Source organism: Streptomyces sp. NPDC033221 (assembly GCF_055577005.1).
In genome coordinates, this window is record NZ_JBVIQN010000016.1 from 97,543 (window position 1) to 121,278 (window position 23,736).

Consider the following 23,736-nt stretch of genomic DNA (forward strand, 5'->3'; position numbering starts at 1 on the left):
GTACGTCGGCCCGTGGGGGCTGCCGGTGATGTCGGTCGTACGGTGGGCCGGGTCAGCCGGCGGGACCGGCGGCCTCGGCCCGTTCCTCGAAGCGGATCCAGCACTGCCGGTCGTCCTGCCAGGCCCACCGGCCCGGCGTGCTGCCGGGGTCGAGCGTCAGGGCCTGTTGGTAGGCGGCGTCCGGCAGGCCGTGGGTGAAGACGAACTGGGCACGGGTGCCCACGCATTCGAAGACCACCCCGCCGGGGGCGTCCGCGGCGGGCTTGCGTCCGATCAGGCCGCTGACGAAGGTGCGCAGTCCGGAGTACGCGTCCGCGCCGATCCGTTCGAACACGGCCCGCAGGAAGGGCTGGAGCGTGTGCCCGGCCAGCAGCACGAGTGCGTACGTCTCCGGGCCGCGGCGCATCGGCGCGCGCCGGTAGGTGGCCTGGATGCCGGACTCGCGCAGCAGGGTGTCGGTGGCGTGCACCGCGTCGAGCGGGTACGCGGCGGGCCAGAAGATCTCGATCTCGGTCATGGGGCCTCTTCGGTGTCCGGCCCCGTGGGGGCGGTGGTGCGGGGGTGGAGCTGCACGAGGCCGTCGTCGGACGCGGTCAGTACCGCGCCGTCCCGGCCGGTGAAGGCGACACCGACCGGGCGCCCGGCCTGCTCGACGCGGTCCCGCGGGACGCCGTCGCGGTCCCAGCGGACCAGGATGCCGTCGTCGCTCGCCGCGGCGAGCGCCGTACCGTCCGCAGCGAACGCCAACTGCCGTACGGGGCCGCCTTGGTGGACGCGGTGCAGCAGCCGCCCGCTCCAGGACCAGGCACGGATCCGGCCGTCGGGGCTGCCGGTGGCGAGCCGGTCGGCGCATACGGCGAAGGCGCAGACCGGCTGCGGGTGCGGCCACTGCGCGGTGGTCCGCCCGTGGACGTCGAGCCGGCGTACGGCGCCGTCGGCGGTGCCCGCCAGCAGCTGCCGGTCGCCGGGCGCGAAGGCCAGGCAGGGCACCAGCGGCGCCGGGGCGACGACCAGGCTGCGTACGGTGCGGCCGTCGGCGTCGTGCACCCGGATCCGGTCGCCGACCGCCGTGGCCAGCCAGCGGCCGTCGCCGCTGAAGGCCAGCGCGGTGGTCTGCCCGGCGTGCCCCGGCAGGATCCGTACGGGCACCTCCGTCTCGATGTCCCAGACGACGGTGGTGCCGCTCTCGTGGAGCGTGGCGATGTTGCGCGGCCAGGGGCTCCACGCGAGGCGCAGGACCGGGCCGTGCTGGCGGAGGGCGCACTCCGCCAGCATTTCTGCCCGGTCCAGCCGGAAGACCCGCAGCGAGCCGTCCGCGCAGGCGGCGGCGAACAGCTCGCGGGGGCCGAGGGCGGTTTGGGTGCACGGGCCGAGGCCGGGGAGCAGTCCGGGCGTACGGGGGCGGTCGGTGGGAGGCGGGGTGAAGACCGGGGGTGTCCGGCCGGACGGGGCGGCGGACGCGGTGGACGCGGGTGGTGTGGTGGGCGGCGGGTAGGGGTGGGCGCCCCGGGTGGTGGGCGCGGGGCCGGGTGGCTGGGTGGGTGATTCGGCGCGTATGTAGCGCGCGAACTTCTCCCGTACGCCGGCCATCCAGGGCTGCTCCCGGGGCGGCTGGTTCGGCGGGTACGCAGGCGGGGGCTGCACGGCCGGTCCGGCAGGGGCGCCATGGCCCGACGCCGGTCCCGGACCGGGCGCCCGCTGGGGCACGGTCCGCTCGGACGCCACGTCACCCACGTACTCCTGTTGCGCCGGTGCCTCCTGTGCCTCGGCGGACGGCGGTACGGCCGACTGCCCCGCGCCGGCCGGGGGCGCCTGACCGCCCGGGCCGGGCGCCCCTTCCTCCCCCGCCGGCTCCTTGCCCGTACCCGCCCGCGCCGGCCCGTCCGCCTCCGGTACGACGAACAGCTGCGTCTCGTCGGAGCGCAGGAACAGCACCGGCGTGGCCCACTCCAGGCTGCCGGGCAGCGTCATCTTCACGCTCTCGCGCGCCAGCGTCATCGCCCGGTCGACCGGCAGCCCGCGGGCCATGCCGGTGTAGAAGGACGAAGCGAAAGCGAGCGCGGCCGGGTCGGTGATCTCGTACTGCATCGCCACCACCGCGGGCACGCCCTCCCGCATGATCTTCGCGGCGGTGCTGCTGAAGACGCCCTCGGCGCCGCTGGTCGCCGACTCGCAGGCGTTCAGCACGACCAGCCGCAGCTGCGGGCTGTCATGCATCAGGCGGCCCAGGTCCGTGCCGGAGACATGCATCGCGGTGCCGTCCTCGGCGGACAGTTCCAGGTAGCCGGACTCGGTCTCGGGGTCGAACCCGCCGTGGCCGACGAAGTGCAGGACGTGCGGGGCGCGGGTGCGGACCGCCTCGGCCAGCTCGCTCCAGCCGTCGCCGTGCAGCCAGTCGACGGCGACGTCGGTGCTCAGCCGCTGCAACGCCTGGGTGATCTCGTCGCGTTCGCGGTCGGCCTGGAGTGCGGGCAGGTCGGTGGGCCGGGAGATCACGCCCAGCACGCGCAGCGGCGGCGTGATGCGGACCGGCGCCGGGGCGTCCATGAGCTGCGGGGAGCGGACGACGGGCACCCGCAGGCCGAGGTAACTGTCCCGCGCGTACGGGTCGATGGCGAACTCCCAGGGGATGCCCGAGACCTGCGGGCCGTCCAGGCCCAGTACGACGCGCAGCGGTTCGCCCTGCCGCCGGGCGTGTTCGCGGCAGCGGTCGAAGAGCAGCCGGATGTCCCCGGTCAGCACGGTGTCGGAGAGCCGCTCGCCGAAGTCCCGGACGCTCTTCTCCACCAGGGAGGCGCGGCGGGTGATGACCGGGCTGGCCGACCGGATCAGGGCCATCCTGATCTCGGCGAGCATCAGCGGCAGCGCGTCGGGCGCGTACGGCGGACGCACCTTGGTGCTGGCCCGGCCGAGCGGTGACGTACACATGATCACCCACTCGTCCCGGACCTCGAACACATCCAGGCGGAACGGCAGTCCCCCCATGCTGCCCACCTCCCACGCGCCCTCACGCGTCTCTGGTCAGCGCCTCCAGGACGCGCCGGGTCTTGCTCTCCTGTTCGAGGTCCGGCTCCAGGCCCAGCTGCCGGAGCAGGGCCAGCAGCGACGCCCGTACCACCTCGGCGCCCTCCGGCTCCACCCGTTCGGAGACCTCCAGCCAGTCCAGCGGCGGCCCGGTGCGCGGAGTCAGCGACCAGCGCTCCACGGTCAGCTCGTGGTGCCGGCGGCGGACGTCGCGCCAGCGCTGGGCGCGCACCGGCCCGTACACGGTCAGCTGTCCGAAGTCGACGGCGAGGTCGGCGCAGTCGTCCAGGAAGCGCTCCTGCGCGCGGGAGAATGCGGTGTGCAGCGGCCGCTCCCCGGCGGTCACCGCGTCGATGTCGCGGCGGTCACGTGTACGGGTCAGCGACGCCGAGAGCACCTGACGCTCCCCCGCCCAGTCGCTCTCCAGGCGCAGTTCGTCGTCCTCGTGCCGGCGGAAGTCCAGCCAGTGGCCGGGGATACGGGCCCGGCGGCAGGGCCGGAGTTTGGCGGTGGTGTCGCCCGTCCTGCCCTGGCGTGACCGCAGGCGCAGGATCACCCCGGCCTCCAGCAGCGGGAGTTCGTTCGGGTGACGGTGGCGGGGGCCTTCGCAGAAGAAGACCTGGCACCAGACGCCCCCGTCGTCCGGTGCCAGAGCCTTGGCGGCCACCTCCGCCCGCGCGCCGGAGAACGTGACCTTGAGCTCGACCGAATCCAGCCGAGGACCGGGCCCTGCGGAGCCTGTCATGACGTGCCCCCCGTGTTCTCCTTGTCCGCGCGTACTGCCACTCAACGCCCTCCGTCGCGGCGCCGCTTCGGGGAGGTCCCCATATGTGCCCGCAGAATGTGCGAGGCCCTTCAGGGGCGCCCTGCTGGGGAGCATGATGGTCCCGGCGCCGGAGTACGGGCGTACAGGGCACATGCGAGCGCCCGGGGGGCGACATGGACGGCAGGCAACGGACTTCCGGCTGGTCCCGGCTCCCCCGCCCGGCGGGCCCCGGCCTCGTCGGCCGCGGGCGCGAACGCCGCCTGATCGACGACCTGCTGGCCGCGGGCGCGGACGGGGGCGCGGCCCTGCTGCTGTGGGGCGAGCCCGGGGTGGGCAAGACGGCGCTGCTGGAGTACGCCGCCGAGCAGGCCGGGGACGCCGCGCTGTGGGCGCGGGGCATCGAATCGGAGACCGTCCTGCCCTTCGCGGCCCTCGCCGACCTGTTGCTCCCGTTTGGTTCAGAATTCAGGGAACTCCCCGGGGTGCAGCGCGCGGCGCTGGAATCATGTCTGGCCCTGTCGGGCGAGCCGCTGGCCAACCCGTACGCGGCCTGCATGGGCGCGTTGAACGTGCTGGCCGCGCTCGGCGAGAAGAAGCCGGTGGCCGTGCTCGTCGACGATCTCCAGTGGGTCGATCCGTCCTCCCAGCGGGTGCTGCTGTTCGTCGCGCGGCGGGTGGCGGGCGAGCGGGTGGCGCTCGCGTTCACCTCGCGCGAGGAGCACGGTGAGCCGGGGTCGCCGCACGGTCTGCCGTCCGTCGAGGTCACCGGGCTGTCGCGGAGCGAGTGCGGGCAGCTGCTGCGGCAGGCGGGCATCGTGGCGGCGCCGGCGGTGGTGGCGGATTTGGTCAAGGTCAGCGGCGGCAATCCGCTGGCCCTGCTGGAGGCCGCCCACTCCCTCACCCCGGAGCAGGCGCGCGGCGAGGAGCCGATGCACAATCCGCCGTCCCTGGGGCGCCACCTGGAACGCGCCTGGTCGGCCCGGATCAGCGCGCTTCCCGAGGACACCCGGCAGGCGCTCACCGTGCTCGCCGCACACCGGTCGACGGCGCTGTCCGGGCTGTGCGAGGCGCTGGAGGTGCTCGGGCTGTCACTGAAGGCCCTCTGCCCGGCCGAGGAGGACGGCCTCGTGACCTCGAACGGTGACGGGCTGGACTTCCGCCACCCCGTGCTGCGTCCGCTGGTGCTCGGGCGGGCGCCGCTGGCCCACCGGCTCGCCGCGTTCGGCGCTCTCGCCGAGGTCACGCGTGGGCCGCTGCACGCGTGGTACCGGGCGGCCGCCGCCACCGGGCCCGACGAACGGGCCGCCGCCGCTCTGACCGAAGCGGCGGAAGAGGCCCGTCGGCGCAGCGCGTTCGAGGAGTCCGCGCTGGCCTGGCGGCGCGCCGCGGAACTGACCGGAGACCGGGCGGCGCGCGCGGACCTGCTGCACCGCGCCGCGTCGGACGCCTTCCTGGGCGGCTCGGCATCCAGCTCCCAGTGGTGCCAGGAAGCACTGCGCACGACAACGGAACCCGCCGTACGCGCCGACATCGAGCTGCTGCTGGGGCGTATCCACACCTGGAACGGCGAGCCCGCCCGCGCCTACGAACTCCTCATCGAGGCCGCGAGCAACATCCGCCGCACCGATCCCGTACGGGCATGTGTCCTGCTCGCCGAGGCGGTTGTACCCGCCAGCATGGACGGCCGGGTGGCCTCCGCCGTACGGATCGCCGAGGACTCCTTCCAACTGGCCTCGGAGTCGGGGCCGGACCGCTGGCTGAGCATGGCCCTGCTCGGGTCGGCGCTCACGCTCTCCGGACAGATCGGCCGGGGCGTGGCGATGCTGGGCGCCGCCGACGGGCACTGCACCGGCGATCCCGTACGCAACCAGCAGCTGTACGCACTGGCCGGGCAGGCCTGGAACTGGGTCGAGGACCGCGACCGCAGCCGCCGGCTGCTCAACTCCGCCGTGGAGTCGGCCCGCCGGCACAGCGCGCCCGGCGTACTGCCGTTCACCCTGGCCGTACGCAGCGATCTGGAAGCCCGCGTCGGCCACTGGAACGCCGGATACGGCGACGCAACCGAGGCGCTGCGCTGGTCCGAGGAGCTGGGTCAGATCTCCTGCGTCGGCTACAGCCTGGCCTGTCTGGCCCGGCTGGACGCCCTGCGCGGCGACCGGGTGCGGTGCGAGGAACAGGTGAGCCGGGCCCGGCGGGAGGTCGGCGGGTACGGCATCGGCTGCCTGGAGATGCACCTGACCGCCGCGCTGGGCCTGGCGGCGCTCGCGCACGGGGACCACTGCGCCGCCGCCGACCAACTGGAGCAGAGTTTCGCGCTGCTCACCGCGCAAGGAGTGGGCAATCCGCTGGTCGCACCCTGCGCCGCCGATCTCGCCGAGGCGCAGCTGCGGACGGGCAACACCGCGCGCGCCACGGAGGTCGCGGAGTGGCTGGAGGAGCGGGCGCGAACCACCAGGCTGGCGGCCGCCGAGGCTGCCGCGGCCCGCTGCCGGGGCCTGCTGGCCGCGTCGCACGAGACGGCGCGGGCTGCGTTCGCCGCTGCGCTCGCGGCGCACGAGCGCGTCCGGGAGCCGTTCGAGCAGGCCCGTACGCTGCTGTGCGAGGCGGAACTGCTGCGCCGCTACCGCCATCCCGCCGCCGCCCGCGCCCCGCTCACCTCGGCGCTGGCGCGCTTCGAGAGCCTGGGCGCCGTGCCATGGGCCCGGCGCGCCGCCGGGGAACTGGCCGCCACCGGCGCCCCACTGACCGCACCGGCCGCGCCGGACGGCGTATGGGAGCAGCTGACGCCGCAGGAGTTCCAGGTGGCCCGCGCGGTGGCCCGCGGCCTGAACAACACCGAGGCGGCGGTCTCCCTCTTCGTCTCCCGCAAGACGGTCGAGGCCCATCTCACCCGTGTCTACCGCAAACTGGGCATCCGCTCCCGTACCGAGCTGACGCGGCTGATGGCGTCCGGCGAGCTGGTCGACTGACACGGTCGCCGGGCTCCCGCCCCCAGCCGCGCGGCGCCTTGCCGGACCGGGCGAGTGGGGACCGAAGCTCAGCTTCGCTTTTATCCTTGCCGGTAAAGGGTCGCTGGTCATGCGGTGGTTTTGACTGCTGGATGGCGGGGTGCGGGGCCTCGGTAGGTGCCTTGAGGGCGTCCGGGTGAGCGCCCGCAGGGTTTCGGCGGGCCGGCGGGGGAGCCCGCTGCCGCCTGAAGCGAGCGAAATTGCCGCCGGACCCGGTTGGGTGTCAGCCGCTGTGGCGGCAGGGGTTTCTCCCAGGGCAGCCGGTGATCGGCCGCCAGGGGCCGCGCGAGGCGGAGTTGGGTGTAGGCAGCAAGGACCAGCCAGGTCCAGCGGTCCGCCTGGGCGGGGGTGCGGGGGCGAGGCAGGGTCCAGTTCAGCGTCTGCCGCGCGAAGCGGAAGGTGTGCTCGATGTCGAAGCGCCGCGTGTAGGCCCGCCAGAGCAGGTCGGGACCGGGGGTGTGGCCGGGTGGCCCGGTCCACCACAGCCACAGGGTCTTCGGGGCTCGGCTGCGGCCGGGCAGCCGGTCCACGCAAAGCCGGACCAGGGTGCCCGCGATGACCGGGCGGGGACCGCGGCTGCCATGTCCGTCGTGCTGCTGGGTCTTGGCGTGCAGGCGGTGCCACAGCTGCACGGTCACCGCGCCGTACTGCTCGTCCGCGCACGTGTGCACGGCATCCGGCGCCGGCCAGGCAGTGGGATCCGCGCAGGCGAACTTCGCACCGTGGCGGCGGGGACGTCCCACGCCGGGCCTGTGGCGAGGCGGCGGGTCGCCGTAGAAGGACCGGTTGCAGCGGACCCGGACGAGGATCTGGGCCGGGACTCCGGCAAGGCCGAGGGCCAGGTGCACGGAGTCGTAGCCGCCGTCGAAGACGAACAGTGCCGTGCGCGAGCCGGGGTCGGGACGCAGCTGCAGCAGTCCGCGGATCTGGCCGGCGGCCACGGCACTGGGGTTCTCTTCCGGGACCAGCCGCCGGGCGTCCACCGGCGCGGTCCACGAGTTGGTGGCCAGTTCCAGGCCGGCCAGCCAGGAGTAGGCCCAGCCGGCCACGATCGGCTGCCCCGCCGAGTGCCTGCCAGGGGTGGTAGTAGTAGCCGCGGCCGGGCGAGCACTCGGCATCGCTGCGGGCCCACACGCTCACATCCACCGCGAACACCGGATGGGCGGCGCCGGGCAGCGAGCCCGCGAGCAGGCCGCGTGCTGCTTCGGCGTCCACGCGGCCCTGGGCCGCGTAGGTGCTGCCATGGCCCCGCCGGTGCAGCCCGTCCAGCGACAGATACGGCAGCGAGATGACCGGGCCGGTCGCCAGCAGAGCGTCGGTCAGCTCGAACAACGCGTCCGCCCGCCGGGCCAGACAGGCATGCCACCCCTGCCGGAAACACCTTAAGCTGATGCGGCTCTGGCGGGCCGAGCCGGCCCCGAGCACACTGACAGCGACGGCCATCGCGCCCTCCCGGTCTTCACCTACCTGGAGAGTCCCGCGATGGCCGTTCCATGTCTCCGCCCATGCGCCGCCAACCGCAGACGATCACGGAGCGGGGATAAAAGCGAAGCTCAGTCCCCCGTCGGCGCCGGGTCCTTCGCCGGCCCGGCCACGTGCTCGGGTTCGAGTACGAAGACGGGGATCTCGCGGGTGGTCTTCTCCTTGTATTCGGCGTACGGCGGAAACGCGGCCACCGCGCGCTGCCACCACTGGGCCTTCTCGTCCCCGGTGACCTCACGGGCCGTCATGCCCTGGCGTACGGGGCCGTCTTGGACATCCACCCGCGGGTCGGCCTTGAGGTTGAAGTACCAGACCGGGTGGCGCGGGAAGCCGCCCTTCGAGGCCACCGCCGCGTACCGCCCCTCGTGCTCCACGCGCATCAGCGGAATCTTGCGGATCCTGCCGCTCTTCGCGCCGCGCATCGTGACGATGACGACCGGCAGGCCCGTGTCCCAGAGCGTGGTGCCCTGTGTGCCACCCGAACTCTCATACAGCTCGACCTGATCGCGCACCCACTGCGCCGGACTCGGCTCGTACTCGCCCTCAAGAGGCACCGCATTCACCCCATTGTCGCGTAGGAACCATCCCGGGACAGTCCAGCACAAGCCCCTCGCGAAGGGGAGACCGCCGTTCGGCCGGGCGGAATGTCGCGGGCGGGGAATCGCCCGCGACAGGCCGGGGCTCGGCATGGCGGGGTCAGAACTGATTCTCGCCGCCGTTGACGTGCAGGGTGGTGCCGAGCATGAAGCTGCTGTCGGCGGAGGCGAGGAAGGCCACGGCGGCGGCGACCTCCTGCGGGCGCCCTATCCGGCCGATCGGCACTCCCGCCGCGAGTTCCGCCTTGACGGCGGCCGCGTTCACCTGGCCGATGACGAGGTCGGCCCCGGGGGTGTCGATCGCGCCCGGCGCGACCGTGTTGACCCGGATACCCCTGCCCTTCAGCTCGTTGGCCCAGGTCCGCGCGAGGGGGCGGACCGCGGCCTTCGACGCCGCGTACAGGCCGAAGGTCTCCCGGCCGTCGTCGGCGCGGATGGAGTCGTTCAAGATCACCGAGGCGCCGTCGTTGAGCAGCGGCAGCGCCTTCCGCACGGTCAGCAGTGTGCCCCGGACGTTGACACCGAAGATCTGGTCGAACTTTTCCTGGGTGGCCTGCGCCAGCGGTGCGAGTGTGGCGATGCCCGCGTTGGCGAAGAGCACGTCCAGGCCCCGGCCCCGGTCATGGATCGCGTCGTACAGCCGGTCCAGATCGGCCGGCTCCGCCATGTCGCCCGGCACCGCGGTGACCGCGGAACCGATCGACTCGACGGCACTGTCGAGCGCGTCCTTGCGCCGGCCGGTGATGAATACATGGGCACCCTCGGACGCCAGCCGCGTGGCGGTGGCCAGGCCGATTTCGTTCCTCACCGGCTCGGTCAACACGACCACCCGCCCCGACTGCCCCGCCGGATGCCTGGGCGTGCAGGGCTCACTGGCCATCGGCGACTCCGGACGGGTGGCCCAGAACGCCCTGACCACCTGGCGCGAGGACGGCCGCACCCGCCTCCGCCACCGGTTCCAGCAGGCCGTCGATGAGGGCGACCTGCCCCCGGACGCGAACCCGGAGATGCTCTCCCGCTACCTCATGACCGTGGCGAACGGCATCGCCGTCCAGGCCGCCGGCGGCGCCGACCGCTCCGAACTCCAGCAGGTGGCCGACGCGGCATTGCGAAACTGGCCACCCGTCTGACAGCAGGCGCCCGGAGAGGCGTGTCGCGGCCTTGGGGGCGAGGAACCGCACCCACGTTGACATCGTCGGCCGTCGAGGCTCTGGCGTGCTCGCCGAGGCGTTCTGATCATCAGGAGGCTTCGAGGAGGGTTTCAGCGGCAGCGGTGCGGGCGTAAAGAACGGAACGGCCGGCGCGATGGGCGCTGACCAGACCAGCGTTGCGCAGCGCTGTGAGGCATTGGGACACCCCGGCCGCGGAGAGCCCGGTGCGGCGGGCCAGTTCGGTGGTCGAGGCCGGGGCCTCCAGTGAGGTAAGCAGCAGAGTTCGCGAGCGGCCGAGGACGGGAGCAAGCGCGCAGGCTCCGATGGCAGGCCGCGTCTCCCATAGCGTGCCGACACCACGGGCCGGATAAGCGAGTTGCGGCGGGTCCGGCGGTCTTACCCTGGTGCGCAGACCGGGTCCCGTGAACGCGGACGGAATCAGCAGCAGCCCCGCGCCCGCGGACTGGCGGGGCATGCTTCGTTTGCGGCGGACCAGTCTGAGCGCGTTGTCGTCCCAACTCACCGAGGCGTGCAGGCCGTCGAAGAGACGGACCGCGCCGTGCTCGGCGACTGTGCGGGCCCGGTGGAAGATGTCGGCGTCCAACGCGGTCCTGATCCGCGCCCAGTACGGGGCGAGAGCCAGCTGCCAGTACATTTCCATTTCTTGCCTGACCTTGGTCAGGCAAGCGGACGGGTCGGCGTGGAGACTCAAGAGGCGTGGGCCGAGATGTCCCTGGTGGCGGGCGAGGTGGTCGAGGTCCTGGCGGACCCGCTCGGCAGGCGAGGCCAAGATCGCATCCCATTCCGCTGCCGGCGTGGGAGCCGGCCCTGCGGGGGCCGGGGTGAGGAAGTCGGGCACGTAGCCGGAGGGCCCGATCAGTTCGGCAAGCCATCCCCGGTCCAGGCCGGCGGCCACCACACGCGGCCGCACCTGCTCGACCCAGGACCGGTGAACCGGATGAGCCGTCTTCGACGTCAACAGCCGGAAGCTGGGCGCGACCTCCCACATCGGCGAGACGGCGAACCGCACCTGCGCGAGATCGTTCGCCGAGAACGCCAGCTTCGTCATGACACCCGCCCAACGGATTCAGATATGCGTTAAACAATGGCCCGTCAGGCTACCGAACGCCGATCATCCCGCCATGACCTCACAGACGACCACCGCGGCGGCAGCGGGCACCTGGAAGCTCGGCGACCGCACGGTCAACCGGATCGGCTTCGGCACGATGCGCCTGCCCCAGCACGGCGAGGCGTTCGCGCCCGACGCCGTCCCGCGCGACCGCGACCAGGCGATCAAGGTGCTGCGCCGGGCGGTCGAGCTCGGCGTGAACCACATCGACACCGCCGCGTTCTACTTCTCGCGGCTGCGCTGTGCCAACGAGCTGATCAACCACGCCCTCGCTCCTTACCCTGACGGCCTTGTCATCGCCACCAAGGTCGGCCCCGGCCGCGATCCCTCAGGCGCCTGGCTGCCCCACGCCACCCCCGGGCAGCTGCGCGGCCAGGTCGAGGAGAACCTGCGCCGGCTCGGCCGTGACCACCTCGACGTGGTCAACCTGCGCATCGTCGGCACCGATTCCCTCACCGACCGTTTCGCCGCGCTCGCCGAACTGCGCGACGCCGGACTCATCCGCCACCTGGGCCTGTCCAACATCCGCCCCCGCCACCTCGCCGAGGCCCAGGCCATCGCACCGGTGGTCTGTGTCCAGAACATGTACGGCATCGGCGCATCACCCGAGCAAGAGGAACTGCTGCGCCTGTGCGGTGAACAGCGCGTCGCGTTCGTGCCCTTCTACTCGATCGCCGGCAGCGGACGCACGGCCGGCGCATCCACCGAGGACAACAGCCAGGTGCGCGCCATTGCCCGCGCCCGGGCGGTGAGCACCGCCCAGGTCCGGCTGGCGTGGACGCTGCACCGCGGCTCACACGTTCTGGCCATTCCCGGCACTGGTGACCTCGATCACCTCGCCCAGAACATGGCGGCCGGGTCCTTGCGCCTTTCCGAGGACGAACTGGCCGCCCTGGATCCGCTTCACCACGCAACCTGAAAGAGATGGCTTACGGGCACAAGACGAGCACCGGCTGCGGGTACGTGCGCAGGTGGTGCTGCACGCGGCGCGCGGACGCTCCAACGCACGCTTTGCCGGGAGACGGGGCTGCACCTGGACACCATGGGGTGTGACCGAGATAGAGGGGAGGGGACGGTCAGTGCCCGACGCCGACAGGCCCGGCGCCAGCATGCTTACCTGGGTCATGCCCCCAGATCCTCCGTCACGGGCAAGCACTCGGCGAGCAGGTCGACGACGTCGCGCCAGGCGCGCTGCGCGTGCCGTGGGTGGTAGCCGACGCCGGGACGCACGGTGTGGTCGACCGGCGGGTGGTGGAAGGCGTGCAAGGCGCCGCCGTAGACCGCGAGGCGCCAGTCGACGCCCGCGGCCTGCATCTCCGCGGTGAACGCGTTCCGTTGCGCGGGCGGCATGATCGGGTCTTCCGACCCGACCCCGGCCCACACCGGGCAGCGGATGTGCGCCGCCTCTCCCGGTCGGCCCGTGGTCAGTGCGTTGACTGTCCCGATCGCGCGCAGGTTGACGCCATCACGCCCGAGTTCCAGCCCGATGGCACCCCCGGTGCCGTAACCGACGGCGGCGATCCGGTCGGGGTCGGCCCGCGGTTCGGTGCGCAACACGTCGAGCGCCGCATGGCCGATGCCCCGCATCCGGTCGGGATCAGCGAGCAGTGGCATGCAACGGGCCAGCATCTCCTCGGGGTCTGCCAAATAGCGCCCGCCGTGCAGGTCGAAGGCCAGCGCTACGTATCCCAGCTCGGCGAGAGCATCGGCCCGGCGGCGCTCGACGTCGCTGAGCCCCGTGCCCTCTGGTCCGAGCAGCACCGCGGGCCGGCGGTCGGCACCGGCCGGGAGAGCGAGGTGCCCGATCATCGTCAAACCGTCGGCCGGGTACTCGACCGTACGTGTCGTAATCGTCGTCATGAGACTGGACTGTAGTGATCATCGAGCCCGGTCCGGCCGCTGTTCTGCCACTGGCAGAACAGCGCGGGTGTCCCCCTGAAATACGGCGAGGGCTCACAAGAGCCGTCACAATCCCCGTTCCCACGGCAGCGCTGTCGGATCACCTGCCCAGGCCACGGCGTCACCCACGCACACGACGACCTCTCCGCCCAGTAGGCCCCGCACAGCCAAGTGACCCTTACCACAGAAGTCCCGGAAGGCCCGTGCCCAGTGGGGCGCCGCGCGCGGATGGCTTAGGTTCGCAGAGGACGCGGCGCCGCCCCAGCGACCAGCCTGCCGACCGCTCGCGGTGCCCCGTTCACGGTCCGATCAGGGAGAATTCATCATGCAAGAGCCACTGGATCCGCCGGCGGCGGCGCACGATCCCGGTACGTCCGCGGCACTTCCGGGGGCCAATGGCGCCCGGAACGGCGGGCCGGCGGACGGCGCGCAGGCGGAGATCGACCGGCTTCGCCGGGAGGTACGGGATCTTCGGGGCAAACTGCTCGCGCATCCGCTGATCTCCCAGGCGCAGGGCCTGCTCCAGGAGCGCTACCGGCTGCCGGACACGGAGACCGCGTTCGAGCTGATGAAGAGCTGCTCGCAGCAGCACAACCTGAAGCTGCGCAACCTCGCGTCCGCCGTGGTCTCCGTCCCCCGCCCCGACGACGAGCGAGGTCTGTGGTTCCCCGGCCGGAACGGCCGGGCGGCTCCCCCGCTGCGCTTCCTGCCCGGTCACCGGCCGGACAAGGTCAACCGCGGCACCGTGTTGAAGCAGGTGCTCCACCAGGCACTGGCGTGCACCGAAGCGCCGATGGGTGACCTGCAGACGCTGGAACCTTCGGTCGGGCTGCGGATGGAGCACCACAGCGGGCTCAGCGAGGAGTTCCTGGACTTCTTCGCCGTGGTCGAGGACGGCACCTCCTGTTCCCTCGCCGCCCGGCGCCGGGTCCGGGTCGTCTCCGACGTCGCCACCGATCCGGCGCTCAGCGAGCCGGCCCGCGAAATGATCCTGACGGTGGGCAGCCGTACCGCGCACAGCATCCCGATGCTCTCGTCCGCGGGCCGTACCGTCGGGGTGTTCTCCCTCCACCTCCTGCGAACGAACCAGGACCTCACACGGACCCAGGCCACCGCCCTTGACGGCATGGCCGCCCAGGCCGGCCGGTGGCTGGAATGGCACCGGCACACGGTCGTGCTGGGTGCCCTGGAAGATCTCCACCGCCGCGGCAGGGCCCTGCGGGCCGGTCCGTCGGGACGCACGGGCCAGTAGCCCCGGCACTCGTCGGCAGGGTCCCGGCCCTCACCCAGGCTCCGCCAGCCGGGCGAGTCTGTCGCGGTGGGCTTGGCTCAGACCGAGGCCTTCCGCGGCGAGGTTCTCCTCCAGGTGACCGATGCGGGCGGTGCCCGGGATCGGCAGGACGACCGGCGAACGGGCGAGCAGCCAGGCGAGCGCGACCTGCGCGGGGGTGGCCGCCGGCTCGGCCGCCACAGCGGCGACCTCGGCCCGCTCCCCCGTCTTTCCCCAGGCGACGGGACGCCACGGCAGAAACGCGATCCCCGCCGCCTCGCAGACCGCGAGCACGGGCTCGTGCTCGCGGTCGAGCACGTTGTAGCGGTTCTGTACGCTCGCGATGTCGACGGTCTCGCGGGCCCGGCCGAGTTCGGTGACGGTGACCTCGGACAGCCCGATCCGGCCGATCTTGCCCTCGGCCCGCAGGTCCCGCAGCGTGCCGAGCTGATCGTCGAGGGGTGTTCGCGGATCGATACGGTGCAGTTGCAGCAGCTCGATCCGCTCCAGACGCAGCCGGCGCAGCGCCTGCTCGACCTGGTCGCGCAGGACGGCCGGACGCCCGTCGAGCCGCCACTCGCCGTCCGGCCCAGACCGGGCGACGCCGACCTTGGTGGTGACGACCAGCCCGTCGGGGTACGGGTGCAGGGCCTCGGCCAGCAGTTCCTCGTTGGCTCCCGCGCCGTACAGGTGAGCGGTGTCGATCAGCGGGACACCCAGCCCGACGGCCCGCCGGACGACCGCGACAGCGGCCGCGCGCTCAGGCGCCGGTTCCGTCGGCAGCTGCATGGCCCCGAAACCGAGCCGCCGCGCTCCCGGGTCCCCACCGTTGAGAAACACTGACCATGCCACGCGTCACCTTCCCCCTCATTCAAGAAGGCACGATAGCAAGGCAGTTGAGTTTTCCGTGAGGCGCGTGCACTCCCGCTGCGGTTCAGTGGCCGCGTTTGGTATCTGCCGGGCGCCGCGCGTGTGGCGGTCGCGTACCGCGGGCCGTTTGCCATGCTGGCGCTTCAGGTCACGGCGCCGACACGGCTGGAGGGCTGCCATCGTGACACCGGACGGGGCGAGCGAAGTGGACATGGCGGAGGAGGCGGCCGCGTTCCGGAAGCTGCGGAAGCGGTTGTCCGGTCCGTTCGGGCCGGATGGTGTGGCCGGGGGTGAGGGTTCGCCCGGAGTCGTGGTGATCGTGCCCAGTTTCACGCTCGACCAGGCCGGGATGGACAAGATTCCGGGGGTCGTGCACTACGAGGAGCGCCTGCTCGCCTTTCTGCATCTGCTCCGTGATCCCCGCCGGCGTCTCGTCTACGTCACCAGCCGGCCGTTGCCCGGGCCGCTGGTCGATTACGCGCTCGGGCTGGTCCGTTCGCTGCCCGTCGCGGACGCGCGGCGCAGGCTCTTCTTCGTCGACTGCGGGGACGGCCGCCCCGCCCCGCTCACCCGGAAGGTGCTCCAGCGGCCGGACGTGGTGAAACGGATCAGGAGCCGGGTGCCGGACCCGGAGGACGCCTGCCTTCTCGCCTTCAACGGCTCACGCTACGAGCGGACGCTCGCCGTGCGGCTCGGGGTGCCGCTCTACGCGTGCGACCCGGACCTGTCCGCCCTGGGGACCAAGAGCGGCGCACGCGCCCTGTTCCGGGCCGCCGGTGTGCCGGTGCCCCGGGGTATCGAAGGTGTGCGGGACCGCGGGGACCTGGTCAACGCCCTCGCCGGGCTGCGGGCGGCGCATCCCGACGTGGACCGCGCCATGATCAAGCTGAATGACGGCTTCGGTGCCGGCGGGAACGCGATGTTCACCTTCCGGGGGGCGCCTCGGGGCGGTGGTGCCGCGAGCTGGATCCGCGGCGTTCTTCCGGAGCGCATCGAGTTCGCGACTCCTCCGGACACCTGGGAGCACTACGCGGGCAAACTGGACGCCATGGGCGGGGTCGTGGAGGAGTACCTCGACGGGCCCGAGGTCCGCTCCCCGTCCGCCCAGGTGCACGTGGCCCCTTCCGGCGACGTACGGGTCATCTCCACCCAGGACCAGCTCTTCGACGCCGCCCTGCGCCAGACGTACGTCGGCTGCTCCGCCCCCGCCCGCGCGGACCACCGGCCGGAGCTGCGGGAACTCGCCCACCGGGCAGGCCGTGCCCTCGCCGCCGAGGGCATGGTCGGTTTCGCCAGTGTCGACTTCGTGTCGGTTCGCGGGGCGGCCGGGTTCCGGCACCGCGCCGTGGAGATCAATCTGCGGATGGGCGGCGGTACGGCGCCGCTCATGTTCCTCCACGGCGCGACCGGGGGGAGCTACGTCCCGGGGACCGGGGAGTTTCTGACGCCGGAGGGGGAGCCGTGCTGTTACGTCGCCTCCGACCGCCTGCACAAGGCCGCTTACCGTTCGCTCACCCCGGGACAGGTCCTCGACGCTGCCGCCCTCCGGGGGCTGCTCTACCGGCACGAAGACCGCCGTGGAGTCATCCTCCACATGCTGGGCGCGCTGCCCGCGTTCGGGAAGGTCGGCGCAGTCGCCGTCGACCGTACGCCCGAGGCGGCTCATGAGGGGTTCCGCCGGTTCCTCGCGCTGTTGGATTCGCTGGGGGCGCCGGATGCTGCCGCCCTTTGAACGGGCCCCGGGCCGTCCACGGACAGCCCAGGCAGTCCTCAGAGGCAGACGGCACCGCCCTCCCCGGCGCCGTGCTCGACGAGCATCGCGCTCCACGCCGCCGCCGGGCTCATGTTGAGTACGACGGCCAGCCCGCCTTCGGGCAGCTGGCCGCGGTCCATGGCGGTGGCGAGGTTGAACAGGGCGTCGTTGGGGCCGAGGTGGCCGTTCTCCCGCAGATTGTCGGCGCAGGCGTCGGAGAGCTTCACGTCCAGCGACTCGGCGACGATCCGCAGCGCGGCGGACGACAGGTTCTGTCCGATGTAGCAGGAGACCGCGTCCCGGTCCACGCCGTTGCGTTCCAGCAGCCGCCGGGTCAGCGCCGCGATCCGCTTCCTGGACTCCACCGCGAGCCGGAAGGCGTATGTGGGCAGGTCGGTGCACTCCTCGCGCCACTGGTCCGGTGCCCGGTCCCGGTAGTCGACCCGGAACAGGTCCCAGAACTCGCCGCTGGTCTCCAGCAGGATGTCCCGGACGTGCAGCGGCCCGTCCCGGGAGACCAGCACCGCCTGGCCGCTGTCGCCGTTGACGGTCACCGGGTGCCGGTAGCGGCGGGAGGTGACCGGTGTGCTGCCGTGGACGATGAGGAGGTGGGTGGCGGACGGGTCGGTGGCGAGCCGCCCGGCCGCGGCGAGCAGGGCGGGCACCACCGAGGCGCAGCCCAGGCCGCCGACCGAGAACGCCCAGGCCCGGTCCGCGCCGAGGAGCGTCTGCAGCCGGGTGGTCTCGGAGGTGGAGAACGCCTCCGGCGCCCGGGGTTCGATCATGATCAGGCCGTCCAGCCGGTCCGGTGCGAGCCCCGCCGTGGCGAGGGCCTGCCGCCCGGCGCGAGCCGCTAGATCCACCGCGGTCAGGCCGTCGCCGACGGCCACCCGCTCGATGCCGAGGGCCAGGCAGGCGGCCCGTTCCGGGTCGCTGAGCGCGGCCAGTTCCGGCAGTTCCGCCAGGCCGGTGCGGCCCGGCAGGTGGGTGGCCGTGGTGTGCAGGGCGATGTTCATTCCCCGATCCCCGCTTCCAGCTGTTCGATCTGGTGCTGGCTGAGGGCGACCAGCGGGAAGTCCGACGGCACGTGCCCGCCGGCGCCGGGCCGGTCCGCGTACACCGCGAGCCCGGTCAGCAGGGTTGCCCAGCCCTCGCACAGTTCGCGGGCCGCGCTTTCGTCGACGAGGTTGCGTGAGGACGCGACAGCCAGGTGCAGTTCGGGCCCGGCCGGTCCTTCGACCACCGTCCCGGATGCTTCCAGCGCGTGGCCGGGGAGCGTGCTTTCCGCGACTTCGCCGCCGAGGTGGAGCAGCCGCCAGCCACCGTCCGGGCCGGGTCCGCCGCTGCCGACGAGGGCGCCGAGGTAGTTGAAGCCGATCGACGGGGTGGCCAGTCCGGCCAGTGCGCTGCCGGTGCCGGGGTCGAGGTAGCGCAGGGCTCCGTAGCCCAGGCCGTTGCCGGGGACGACGCCGAGCTGTTCCTTGATGCGCTTGACGAGGTGGCCCGCGGCGGGCCCGCCGGCGCGTACCTCGGCCAGGTCGAGCGTGCCGGGGTCCAGCCGTACGGGATAGGCGCAGGTGAACCAGCCCACCGTGCGGGACAGGTCCATGTCGTCGGTCAGCGGTTCCCTGCCGTGTCCCTCCACGTCGACCAGCACCGGCCCGGTGCCGTCGCCGCGTGCCGCCCGCCATTCGGCCACCGCCGCTGCCAGGGTGGCCAGCAGCAGGTCGCCGGTACCGGAGTAGAAGGCCGCCGGTACGGCGGTGAGCAGCCCGGCGGTCACCGGGACCGGCAGCTCCACGGACACCCGCCCGGCGTGCGCGGGACCGTCGCGGTCCGGGTCGAGGGGCCGCCCGCCGAGCAGTGGCTCACCGGGGGCGAGGATCCGCTGCCACACCGGGAGTTCGGCCTGCCACGCCGGGGTGCCGGCGAACTCCGCGAGGGTCCGTGCCCACCGGCCGAAGGAGGTCGGCACCGGCGGGAGCGCCGCGCTGCGGCCCGCGGCGAGCGCGTCGTACGCGGTTTCCAGGTCGTGCAGCACGGCCTTCCAGGACAGTACGTCGGTCGCGAGGTGGTGGGCGGCGAAGAGCAGCCTGCCTTCCTCCGCCGTCCCCCGGTCCAGCAGGACGAGCTGGGTCATGACGCCGGCCCGGGGATCGAGCCGTCCGTACGCCGCCCGGCTCTCCTGTTGTACGAGATCGTCCAGTTCCCGCCCGCCGAGTCCCGTCGCGTCGATACGGCGGGCTTCGGTGACCGTGCCGTGCGCCGCGGGCTCGCGCACGGTCAGCGACCAGGTGGCCGGGTCGGTGCCCTCGTCACCCGTCAGCCGGGCCCGGAGCATGTCGTGCCGGTCCAGCACCGCGCGGTGGGCGGCCGTCAGGGTGGCGGGGTCGGTGCCGGCGGGGACGGCCAGGGTCACGGACTGGGTGAACCGGTGCGGTATGCCCGCCCGTTCGGCGAATTCGCGCATCACCGGGGTCAGCGGGATGCCGCGGCCGGCGGCGTCGTCGGCCGCCGGGCGGGCGGGGGCGGCTGTGGCCACCGCCGCGATCGCCGCCGGTGTCCGCCGTTCGAAGACGTCGCGTTGCGCGATCATCACTCCGGCGCGGCGGGCGCGGGCCACCAGTTGGATCGACATGACCGAGTCGCCGCCGATGGTGAAGAAGTCGTCGTCGGCGCCGGCCGGGCCCGTTCCGACGAGTTCGCCGAAGAGTTGGCGCAGGATGTCCGGTGCGTCGCGGGGTGTCTCTGTGACGGGTTCCGGTACCGGCTGTGCCAGGGGGCGCGGCTCGGCCCGCCGCGCGGGCCCGCCGTCCAGCTCCGCGGCGGCACCGCGTTCCGCGGCCGGCTCCCCCGCGGGCCGTGCCGGCTGCTGCCGTCCGAGTTCGCCGATCGTCCTGCCGGGGTCCGCCACGGCCGCCGCGACCAGCTCGGGGAACCACTGGATCAGGCGGTCGGCGGTGGCCCGGTCGAAGAGCGCGGTCGCGTAGTCGAGTTCGCCGATCATCGGCCCGGCTCCGGCGTCCACGATCCCGAAGGACAGGTCGAACTTGGCGGTGCCGGGCACCACGCCGCCGACGTCGGTGTCGGCGTACCGGGTGATCTCCACGCCGGCCATGCCGCCCTCGTGCTGCGGCACGTTCTGGTAGGTGTACGTCACGTCGTACAGCGGGTGCCTGGCCAGGTCACGCCGGGCGCCGCCGGCCGTGACGATGTGGCCGACCGGGATCTCCTCGTGGTCCAGCACGCCCGCGACGGTGCCCGCGCACCGCCGGACCAGCTCGTCGAAGGTGAGGTCGGCCGTGGTGTCCGTACGGAACGGCGGGAGGTTGTTGAAATAGCCGAGGACGTCCTGGACGTCGGGGTGGACCCGGCCGGAGGTGGCGACGCCGATGACGATGTCGCGGTGGCCGGACCACAGGTGGACCAGCGCGTCGAGCACGGCGAGCATGGTGACGAAGGTGGTGACGCCGTGGTGGCGGCTGTACTCCCGTACCTGTCCGGCGGTCGTGGCGTCGACGAGGAAGGGCAGCACCTCGCCGTCGTACGACTGGACGTCCGGGCGCGGGCGGTCCAGCGGCAGTTCCGGGCGGGTGAGGCCGTCGAGTTCGGCGCGCCAGAATTCCAGGCTGCGCCGCCACCGCCGCCCGTCCGGCAGGGCGCGGTGCCAGGCCGCGTAGTCCTGGTATTGGACGGGCAGTTCGGGCAGCCGGGCGGGGGTTCCGGTGCTCCGCGCCCGGTAGAACTCGGCGAGGTCGCGGGAGAACAGTGCGGTGGACCCGCCGTCGAAGACGGTGTGGTGGAACGTCAGGACGAGGACGTGGTCCTCCTCGGCGCGCTTGATCAGCAGCACCCGCAGCAGGGTGTCCCGGGTGAGGTCGAAGGGCTGCGCCACCGCGTCCCCGATGAGGGTGCGGACGCGGGGTCCGCGCTGCTCCTCCGGTATCCGGCTGACGTCGAGGACGGCCAGCAGCGGTTCGGGGGCGGTGAACGCCACGTACGGGGCGCTGTTCTCGTCGGTGAGGAAGGCACTGCGCAGCACTTCGTGGCGGTCGGCCATGTCGGTGAGCGCGTCCTGGAGGGCGGCCACGTCCAGCGGGCCGGTCAGGTGCATGGGCGCGGGGACGTTGTAGAGCGGGCTGCCCGGGTTGACCTGGTCGAGGTACCACAGGGGCTCCTGGCCGAAGGAGAGCGGCAGCCGGCCGTCGCGTCCGATGCGGGGGATCGGCCGGTCGGCCTGCTCCTCGGCCTGTCCCGCCGCCCCGGCTGCGGTGTTTCCGGCTTCCTCGGTGAGCGCGAGCAGCCGTCCGGCGAGGGCGCGGACGGTGGTGTGGGCGTAGAGGTCGGCGAAGGTGGCTTCCACGCCGAAGTCCTGCTGGAGGCGGCGGAGCAGTCCGACGCCGACGAGTGAGGTGCCGCCGAGCATGAAGTAGTCCGAGTCGGGTCCGGCGTCGGGCTGGTCGAGCAGGTCCGCCCACACCGCGGCGACGCGCCGTTCGGCCTCCGCGAGGCCGGGTGGCGCCACCGCGCCCGCCGCGGGCGGGGCGGCCGCGCTCCCGTTGGTGGCGGGCCGCCCAGTGCCGGGCCTGCCGAACCGGCACCGGGTCGGCTCGAAGGGATACGTGGGTGCCTCGATGCGCCGGACGGTGGTGTCGCGGTAGTAACGCTCCCAGTTGACGGTGGCGCCCAGCGCGTACAGGTGGCCGAGGCGTTCCAGGACGCTGCCCCGGGTGCCGTCCCCGGCGAGGTCCACGGCGGGGAGCTCCGGGGCCAGTTCGGCGATCTCGCGGGTGAGTACGCCGCCGGGGGCGAGTTCCACGAGCAGCGCGCCGTCGCGGACCAGCCCGGCCACCACCGGCTCCAGCCGCTCCCGGTCAGGGACCGCGGACAGGGGCCGCTCGCAGGCCTCGGCGACGGCTTCGGCGAGCGGGAGCTTGCCTCGTACGGCGCGCACGGCCAGGTTGCCCGCTCCGGAGCCGATCAGGCCGACGTCCGCCAGCCCCAGTGATTCGGCCACCCGGTAGAGCGCGTACTGCCGTACGACGGTCCGGCCTGCCGGATCCGGTGCCGCGGCGTCGAGTTCCTCGCACTCGACGGGGACGGGGAACTGGGCGCGCAGCCGCGCCCAGACCGCGTCGTCGAGAAGAGCGTCCCCGGAGAACAGCAGGACGGGCCGCGGGGCGTCGGCGGCCGGCGTTTCGGGGATGGCCGCCGCCCGCAGCCGTGCGGCCAGTTCGCCGGTCGTCCCGGCGGTCACGGCCAGCCGGTACGGGTGGTCGTCGCGGCCGCGGTTCAGGGCGTGGGCGACGGCGCGCAGCGGCTGGTCGGTGCCTTCGGCGAACGCGGCGACCCGCGTGCGGTAGCGGTCAAGGGCGGCGGCCGACCGGGCGGACACCTTGACCAGCTCCGCGCCCGGTACGGCGGTCCCGGTGGCCGGGGCGGCGGGGGCCTGTTCCAGTACGGCGTGCACATTGGTGCCGGTCATGCCCCAACTGCTCAGCCCGGCGCGGCGTACGGAGTTGCCATTGGCCTCCCAGGGCCGTGGCGCGTCGTTGACGTACACCGGTCCGGTGAAGTCGATCAGCGGGTTGGGGGCGGTGAAGTTGACGGCCGGGTAGTGGGTGCCGTACCGCAGCGCCGCCATGACCTTGAAGAGGCCGGCGATGCCCGCCGCGTTGCCCAGGTGCCCGATGTTGGCCTTGACGGAGCTGATCGCGCACTGCCGGCCGGTCACGCCCGCGTCGGCGAACGCCCGGCGCAGCGCGTCCACCTCGACGACGTCGCCGAGCGGGGTGCCCGATCCGTGGCATTCGACGTAGCCGATGGTGTGCGCCTCGACTCCCCCGTCCCGCCACGCCCCGGTCAGCACGTCCGCCTGGGCGACCTGGCTGGGCGCGGCCATGGTGGCGGCGCGGAAGCCGTTGTGGTTGACGGCGACGCCCTTCAGTACGGCCAGGACGTTGTCGCCGTCGGCCACCGCGCCGGACAGCGGCTTCAGTACGACGACGCCGCCGCCCTCGCCCGCGGTCATGCCGTTGGCGTCGGCGTCGAAGGGACGGCATCGTTCGTCGCTGGACTCCAGGCCGGGCAGCGGGGTCCAGTCGGCCCGCCGCACCGGCGGGGGCAGCAGGTTGACGCCGCCGACAATGGCCATCGGGGTCTCGCCGTCGCGCAGGTGGCGGACCGCGAGGCTCAGTGCGGTCAGTCCGCTGCTGCACGCGGTGTCGACCACCAGCGCCGGGCCCTGGAGGTCGAAGAGGTAGCTGAGGCGGGCGGCGAGCGCGGCCGTCGAGGTGCCGAGCAGGCCCACCACGTCCCGGTCCTCGTCCTCCGTCCACTCGGGGCCGGTCTCCACGGACGCGAGGAGTACCGCGGTGGCCGAGCCGCGCAGTGCGGCCGGTGCGTAGCCGGCGGATTCGACGGCCTGGTGGGTGAGCTGGAGCAGCAGCCGCTGGTGCGGGTCCATCAGCTCGGCCTCGCGCCGCGGGATGCCGAACAGCTCGTGGTCGAACAGGTCGACGCGGTCCAGGTAGCCCATGGCGAGGTAGCGTTCGCCCGGGTCGTCGCCGGGCCGCAGCCGTTCGGGGCCCGGCCGGCCGACGCTGTCGCGGCCGGCCCGCAGATTGCCGTGGAACGTCTCCAGGTCCGCCGCGTCGGGAAAGATCCCGGCAGCCCCGATGATCGCGACGTCGCCCGTGCTCATGTGTCTTCTCCGATGTTCCGGCGGTCGGCGACCGCTGTGGTGGGGGGCCGGAGCGGCCTGGGTCAGGGGTGTCCGACGGGTCGGG

General features: G+C 73.1%; 15 protein-coding genes and 1 pseudogene. 5 read left to right on the plus strand and 11 right to left on the minus strand.

From position 1 onward, the window contains the following. Nucleotides 1–52: 52 nt before the first annotated feature. From ACZ53K_RS22030 to ACZ53K_RS22040, 3 genes are read right to left on the minus strand one after another with little or no spacing between them, the layout of a single operon-like run. Nucleotides 53–517, minus strand: coding sequence for a hypothetical protein (locus ACZ53K_RS22030; RefSeq protein ID WP_468839135.1), 465 nt, complete (start codon nt 515–517; stop codon nt 53–55). After that, a complete protein-coding gene (locus ACZ53K_RS22035; protein WP_468839138.1) occupies nt 514–2,985 on the minus strand; it encodes a CHAT domain-containing protein in 2,472 nt (823 codons plus the stop codon). Before ACZ53K_RS22035 ends, ACZ53K_RS22030 begins: the two co-directional genes overlap by 4 nt. Before the next feature lie 22 nt (nt 2,986–3,007). Beyond that, entirely contained in the window at nt 3,008–3,769 is a 762-nt protein-coding gene (locus ACZ53K_RS22040) for a hypothetical protein (RefSeq protein WP_468839141.1), read from the minus strand. A gap of 194 nt (nt 3,770–3,963) precedes the next feature. Between ACZ53K_RS22040 and ACZ53K_RS22045 the strand changes: the two genes are divergently transcribed. After that, a complete protein-coding gene (locus tag ACZ53K_RS22045) occupies nt 3,964–6,759 on the plus strand; it encodes an AAA family ATPase (RefSeq protein ID WP_468839144.1) in 2,796 nt (931 codons plus the stop codon). A gap of 107 nt (nt 6,760–6,866) precedes the next feature. Here ACZ53K_RS22045 and ACZ53K_RS22050 read toward each other — a convergent pair whose 3' ends face one another. The 3 genes from ACZ53K_RS22050 to ACZ53K_RS22060 all read right to left on the minus strand — a co-directional run bounded on the left by ACZ53K_RS22050 (nt 6,867) and on the right by ACZ53K_RS22060 (nt 9,756). Continuing rightward, the gene (locus tag ACZ53K_RS22050; protein WP_468839147.1) at nt 6,867–7,916 is read right to left on the minus strand and encodes a transposase; all 1,050 of its coding nucleotides are present in this window, start codon (nt 7,914–7,916) and stop codon (nt 6,867–6,869) included. Between the two features lie 435 nt (nt 7,917–8,351). Then, nucleotides 8,352–8,834 (minus strand): nitroreductase family deazaflavin-dependent oxidoreductase, encoded by a 483-nt coding sequence (locus ACZ53K_RS22055; protein WP_468839149.1) that lies wholly within the window; start codon nt 8,832–8,834, stop codon nt 8,352–8,354. A gap of 142 nt (nt 8,835–8,976) precedes the next feature. Continuing rightward, nucleotides 8,977–9,756 carry an SDR family NAD(P)-dependent oxidoreductase gene (locus tag ACZ53K_RS22060; RefSeq protein ID WP_468839152.1) on the minus strand — a complete coding sequence of 260 codons (780 nt, stop codon included), beginning with the start codon at nt 9,754–9,756 and terminating at the stop codon, nt 8,977–8,979. Between ACZ53K_RS22060 and ACZ53K_RS22065 the strand changes: the two are divergent. Continuing rightward, nucleotides 9,644–10,006 (plus strand): annotated as a pseudogene (locus ACZ53K_RS22065) (TetR family transcriptional regulator C-terminal domain-containing protein); the annotation flags it as partial. The gene ACZ53K_RS22060 and the pseudogene ACZ53K_RS22065 overlap by 113 nt on opposite strands. 109 nt (nt 10,007–10,115) lie before the next feature. On the opposite strand, the gene ACZ53K_RS22070 reads toward ACZ53K_RS22065, so the two are convergent. Next, nucleotides 10,116–11,096: an ArsR/SmtB family transcription factor gene (locus ACZ53K_RS22070; protein ID WP_468839154.1), complete on the minus strand. Its 981-nt coding sequence runs from the start codon at nt 11,094–11,096 to the stop codon at nt 10,116–10,118. Nucleotides 11,097–11,169: 73 nt separating this feature from the next. Between ACZ53K_RS22070 and ACZ53K_RS22075 the strand changes: the two genes are divergently transcribed. Continuing rightward, entirely contained in the window at nt 11,170–12,075 is a 906-nt protein-coding gene (locus ACZ53K_RS22075) for an aldo/keto reductase (protein ID WP_468839156.1), read from the plus strand. Between the two features lie 203 nt (nt 12,076–12,278). On the opposite strand, the gene ACZ53K_RS22080 is transcribed toward ACZ53K_RS22075, so the two are convergent. Continuing rightward, nucleotides 12,279–13,016, minus strand: a complete 738-nt coding sequence (locus ACZ53K_RS22080; RefSeq protein ID WP_468839159.1) for a dienelactone hydrolase family protein — start codon at nt 13,014–13,016, stop codon at nt 12,279–12,281. A gap of 364 nt (nt 13,017–13,380) precedes the next feature. Here ACZ53K_RS22080 and ACZ53K_RS22085 point away from each other — a divergent pair, with 364 nt between their 5' ends. Continuing rightward, entirely contained in the window at nt 13,381–14,307 is a 927-nt protein-coding gene (locus ACZ53K_RS22085; protein ID WP_468839162.1) for an ANTAR domain-containing protein, read from the plus strand. Between the two features lie 30 nt (nt 14,308–14,337). On the opposite strand, the gene ACZ53K_RS22090 is transcribed toward ACZ53K_RS22085, so the two are convergent. Further along, complete coding sequence (locus ACZ53K_RS22090; RefSeq protein ID WP_468839291.1) at nt 14,338–15,165, minus strand: aldo/keto reductase; 828 nt, start codon at nt 15,163–15,165, stop codon at nt 14,338–14,340. Nucleotides 15,166–15,376: 211 nt separating this feature from the next. Here ACZ53K_RS22090 and ACZ53K_RS22095 point away from each other — a divergent pair, with 211 nt between their 5' ends. Continuing rightward, nucleotides 15,377–16,927, plus strand: coding sequence for a peptide ligase PGM1-related protein (locus ACZ53K_RS22095; RefSeq protein ID WP_468839165.1), 1,551 nt, complete (start codon nt 15,377–15,379; stop codon nt 16,925–16,927). Between the two features lie 38 nt (nt 16,928–16,965). On the opposite strand, the gene ACZ53K_RS22100 is transcribed toward ACZ53K_RS22095, so the two are convergent. After that, nucleotides 16,966–17,964, minus strand: a complete 999-nt coding sequence (locus ACZ53K_RS22100) for a 3-oxoacyl-ACP synthase (RefSeq protein ID WP_468839168.1) — start codon at nt 17,962–17,964, stop codon at nt 16,966–16,968. Further along, a complete protein-coding gene (locus ACZ53K_RS22105) occupies nt 17,961–23,651 on the minus strand; it encodes a condensation domain-containing protein (protein ID WP_468839171.1) in 5,691 nt (1,896 codons plus the stop codon). Before ACZ53K_RS22105 ends, ACZ53K_RS22100 begins: the two co-directional genes overlap by 4 nt. Nucleotides 23,652–23,736 lie beyond the last annotated feature (85 nt).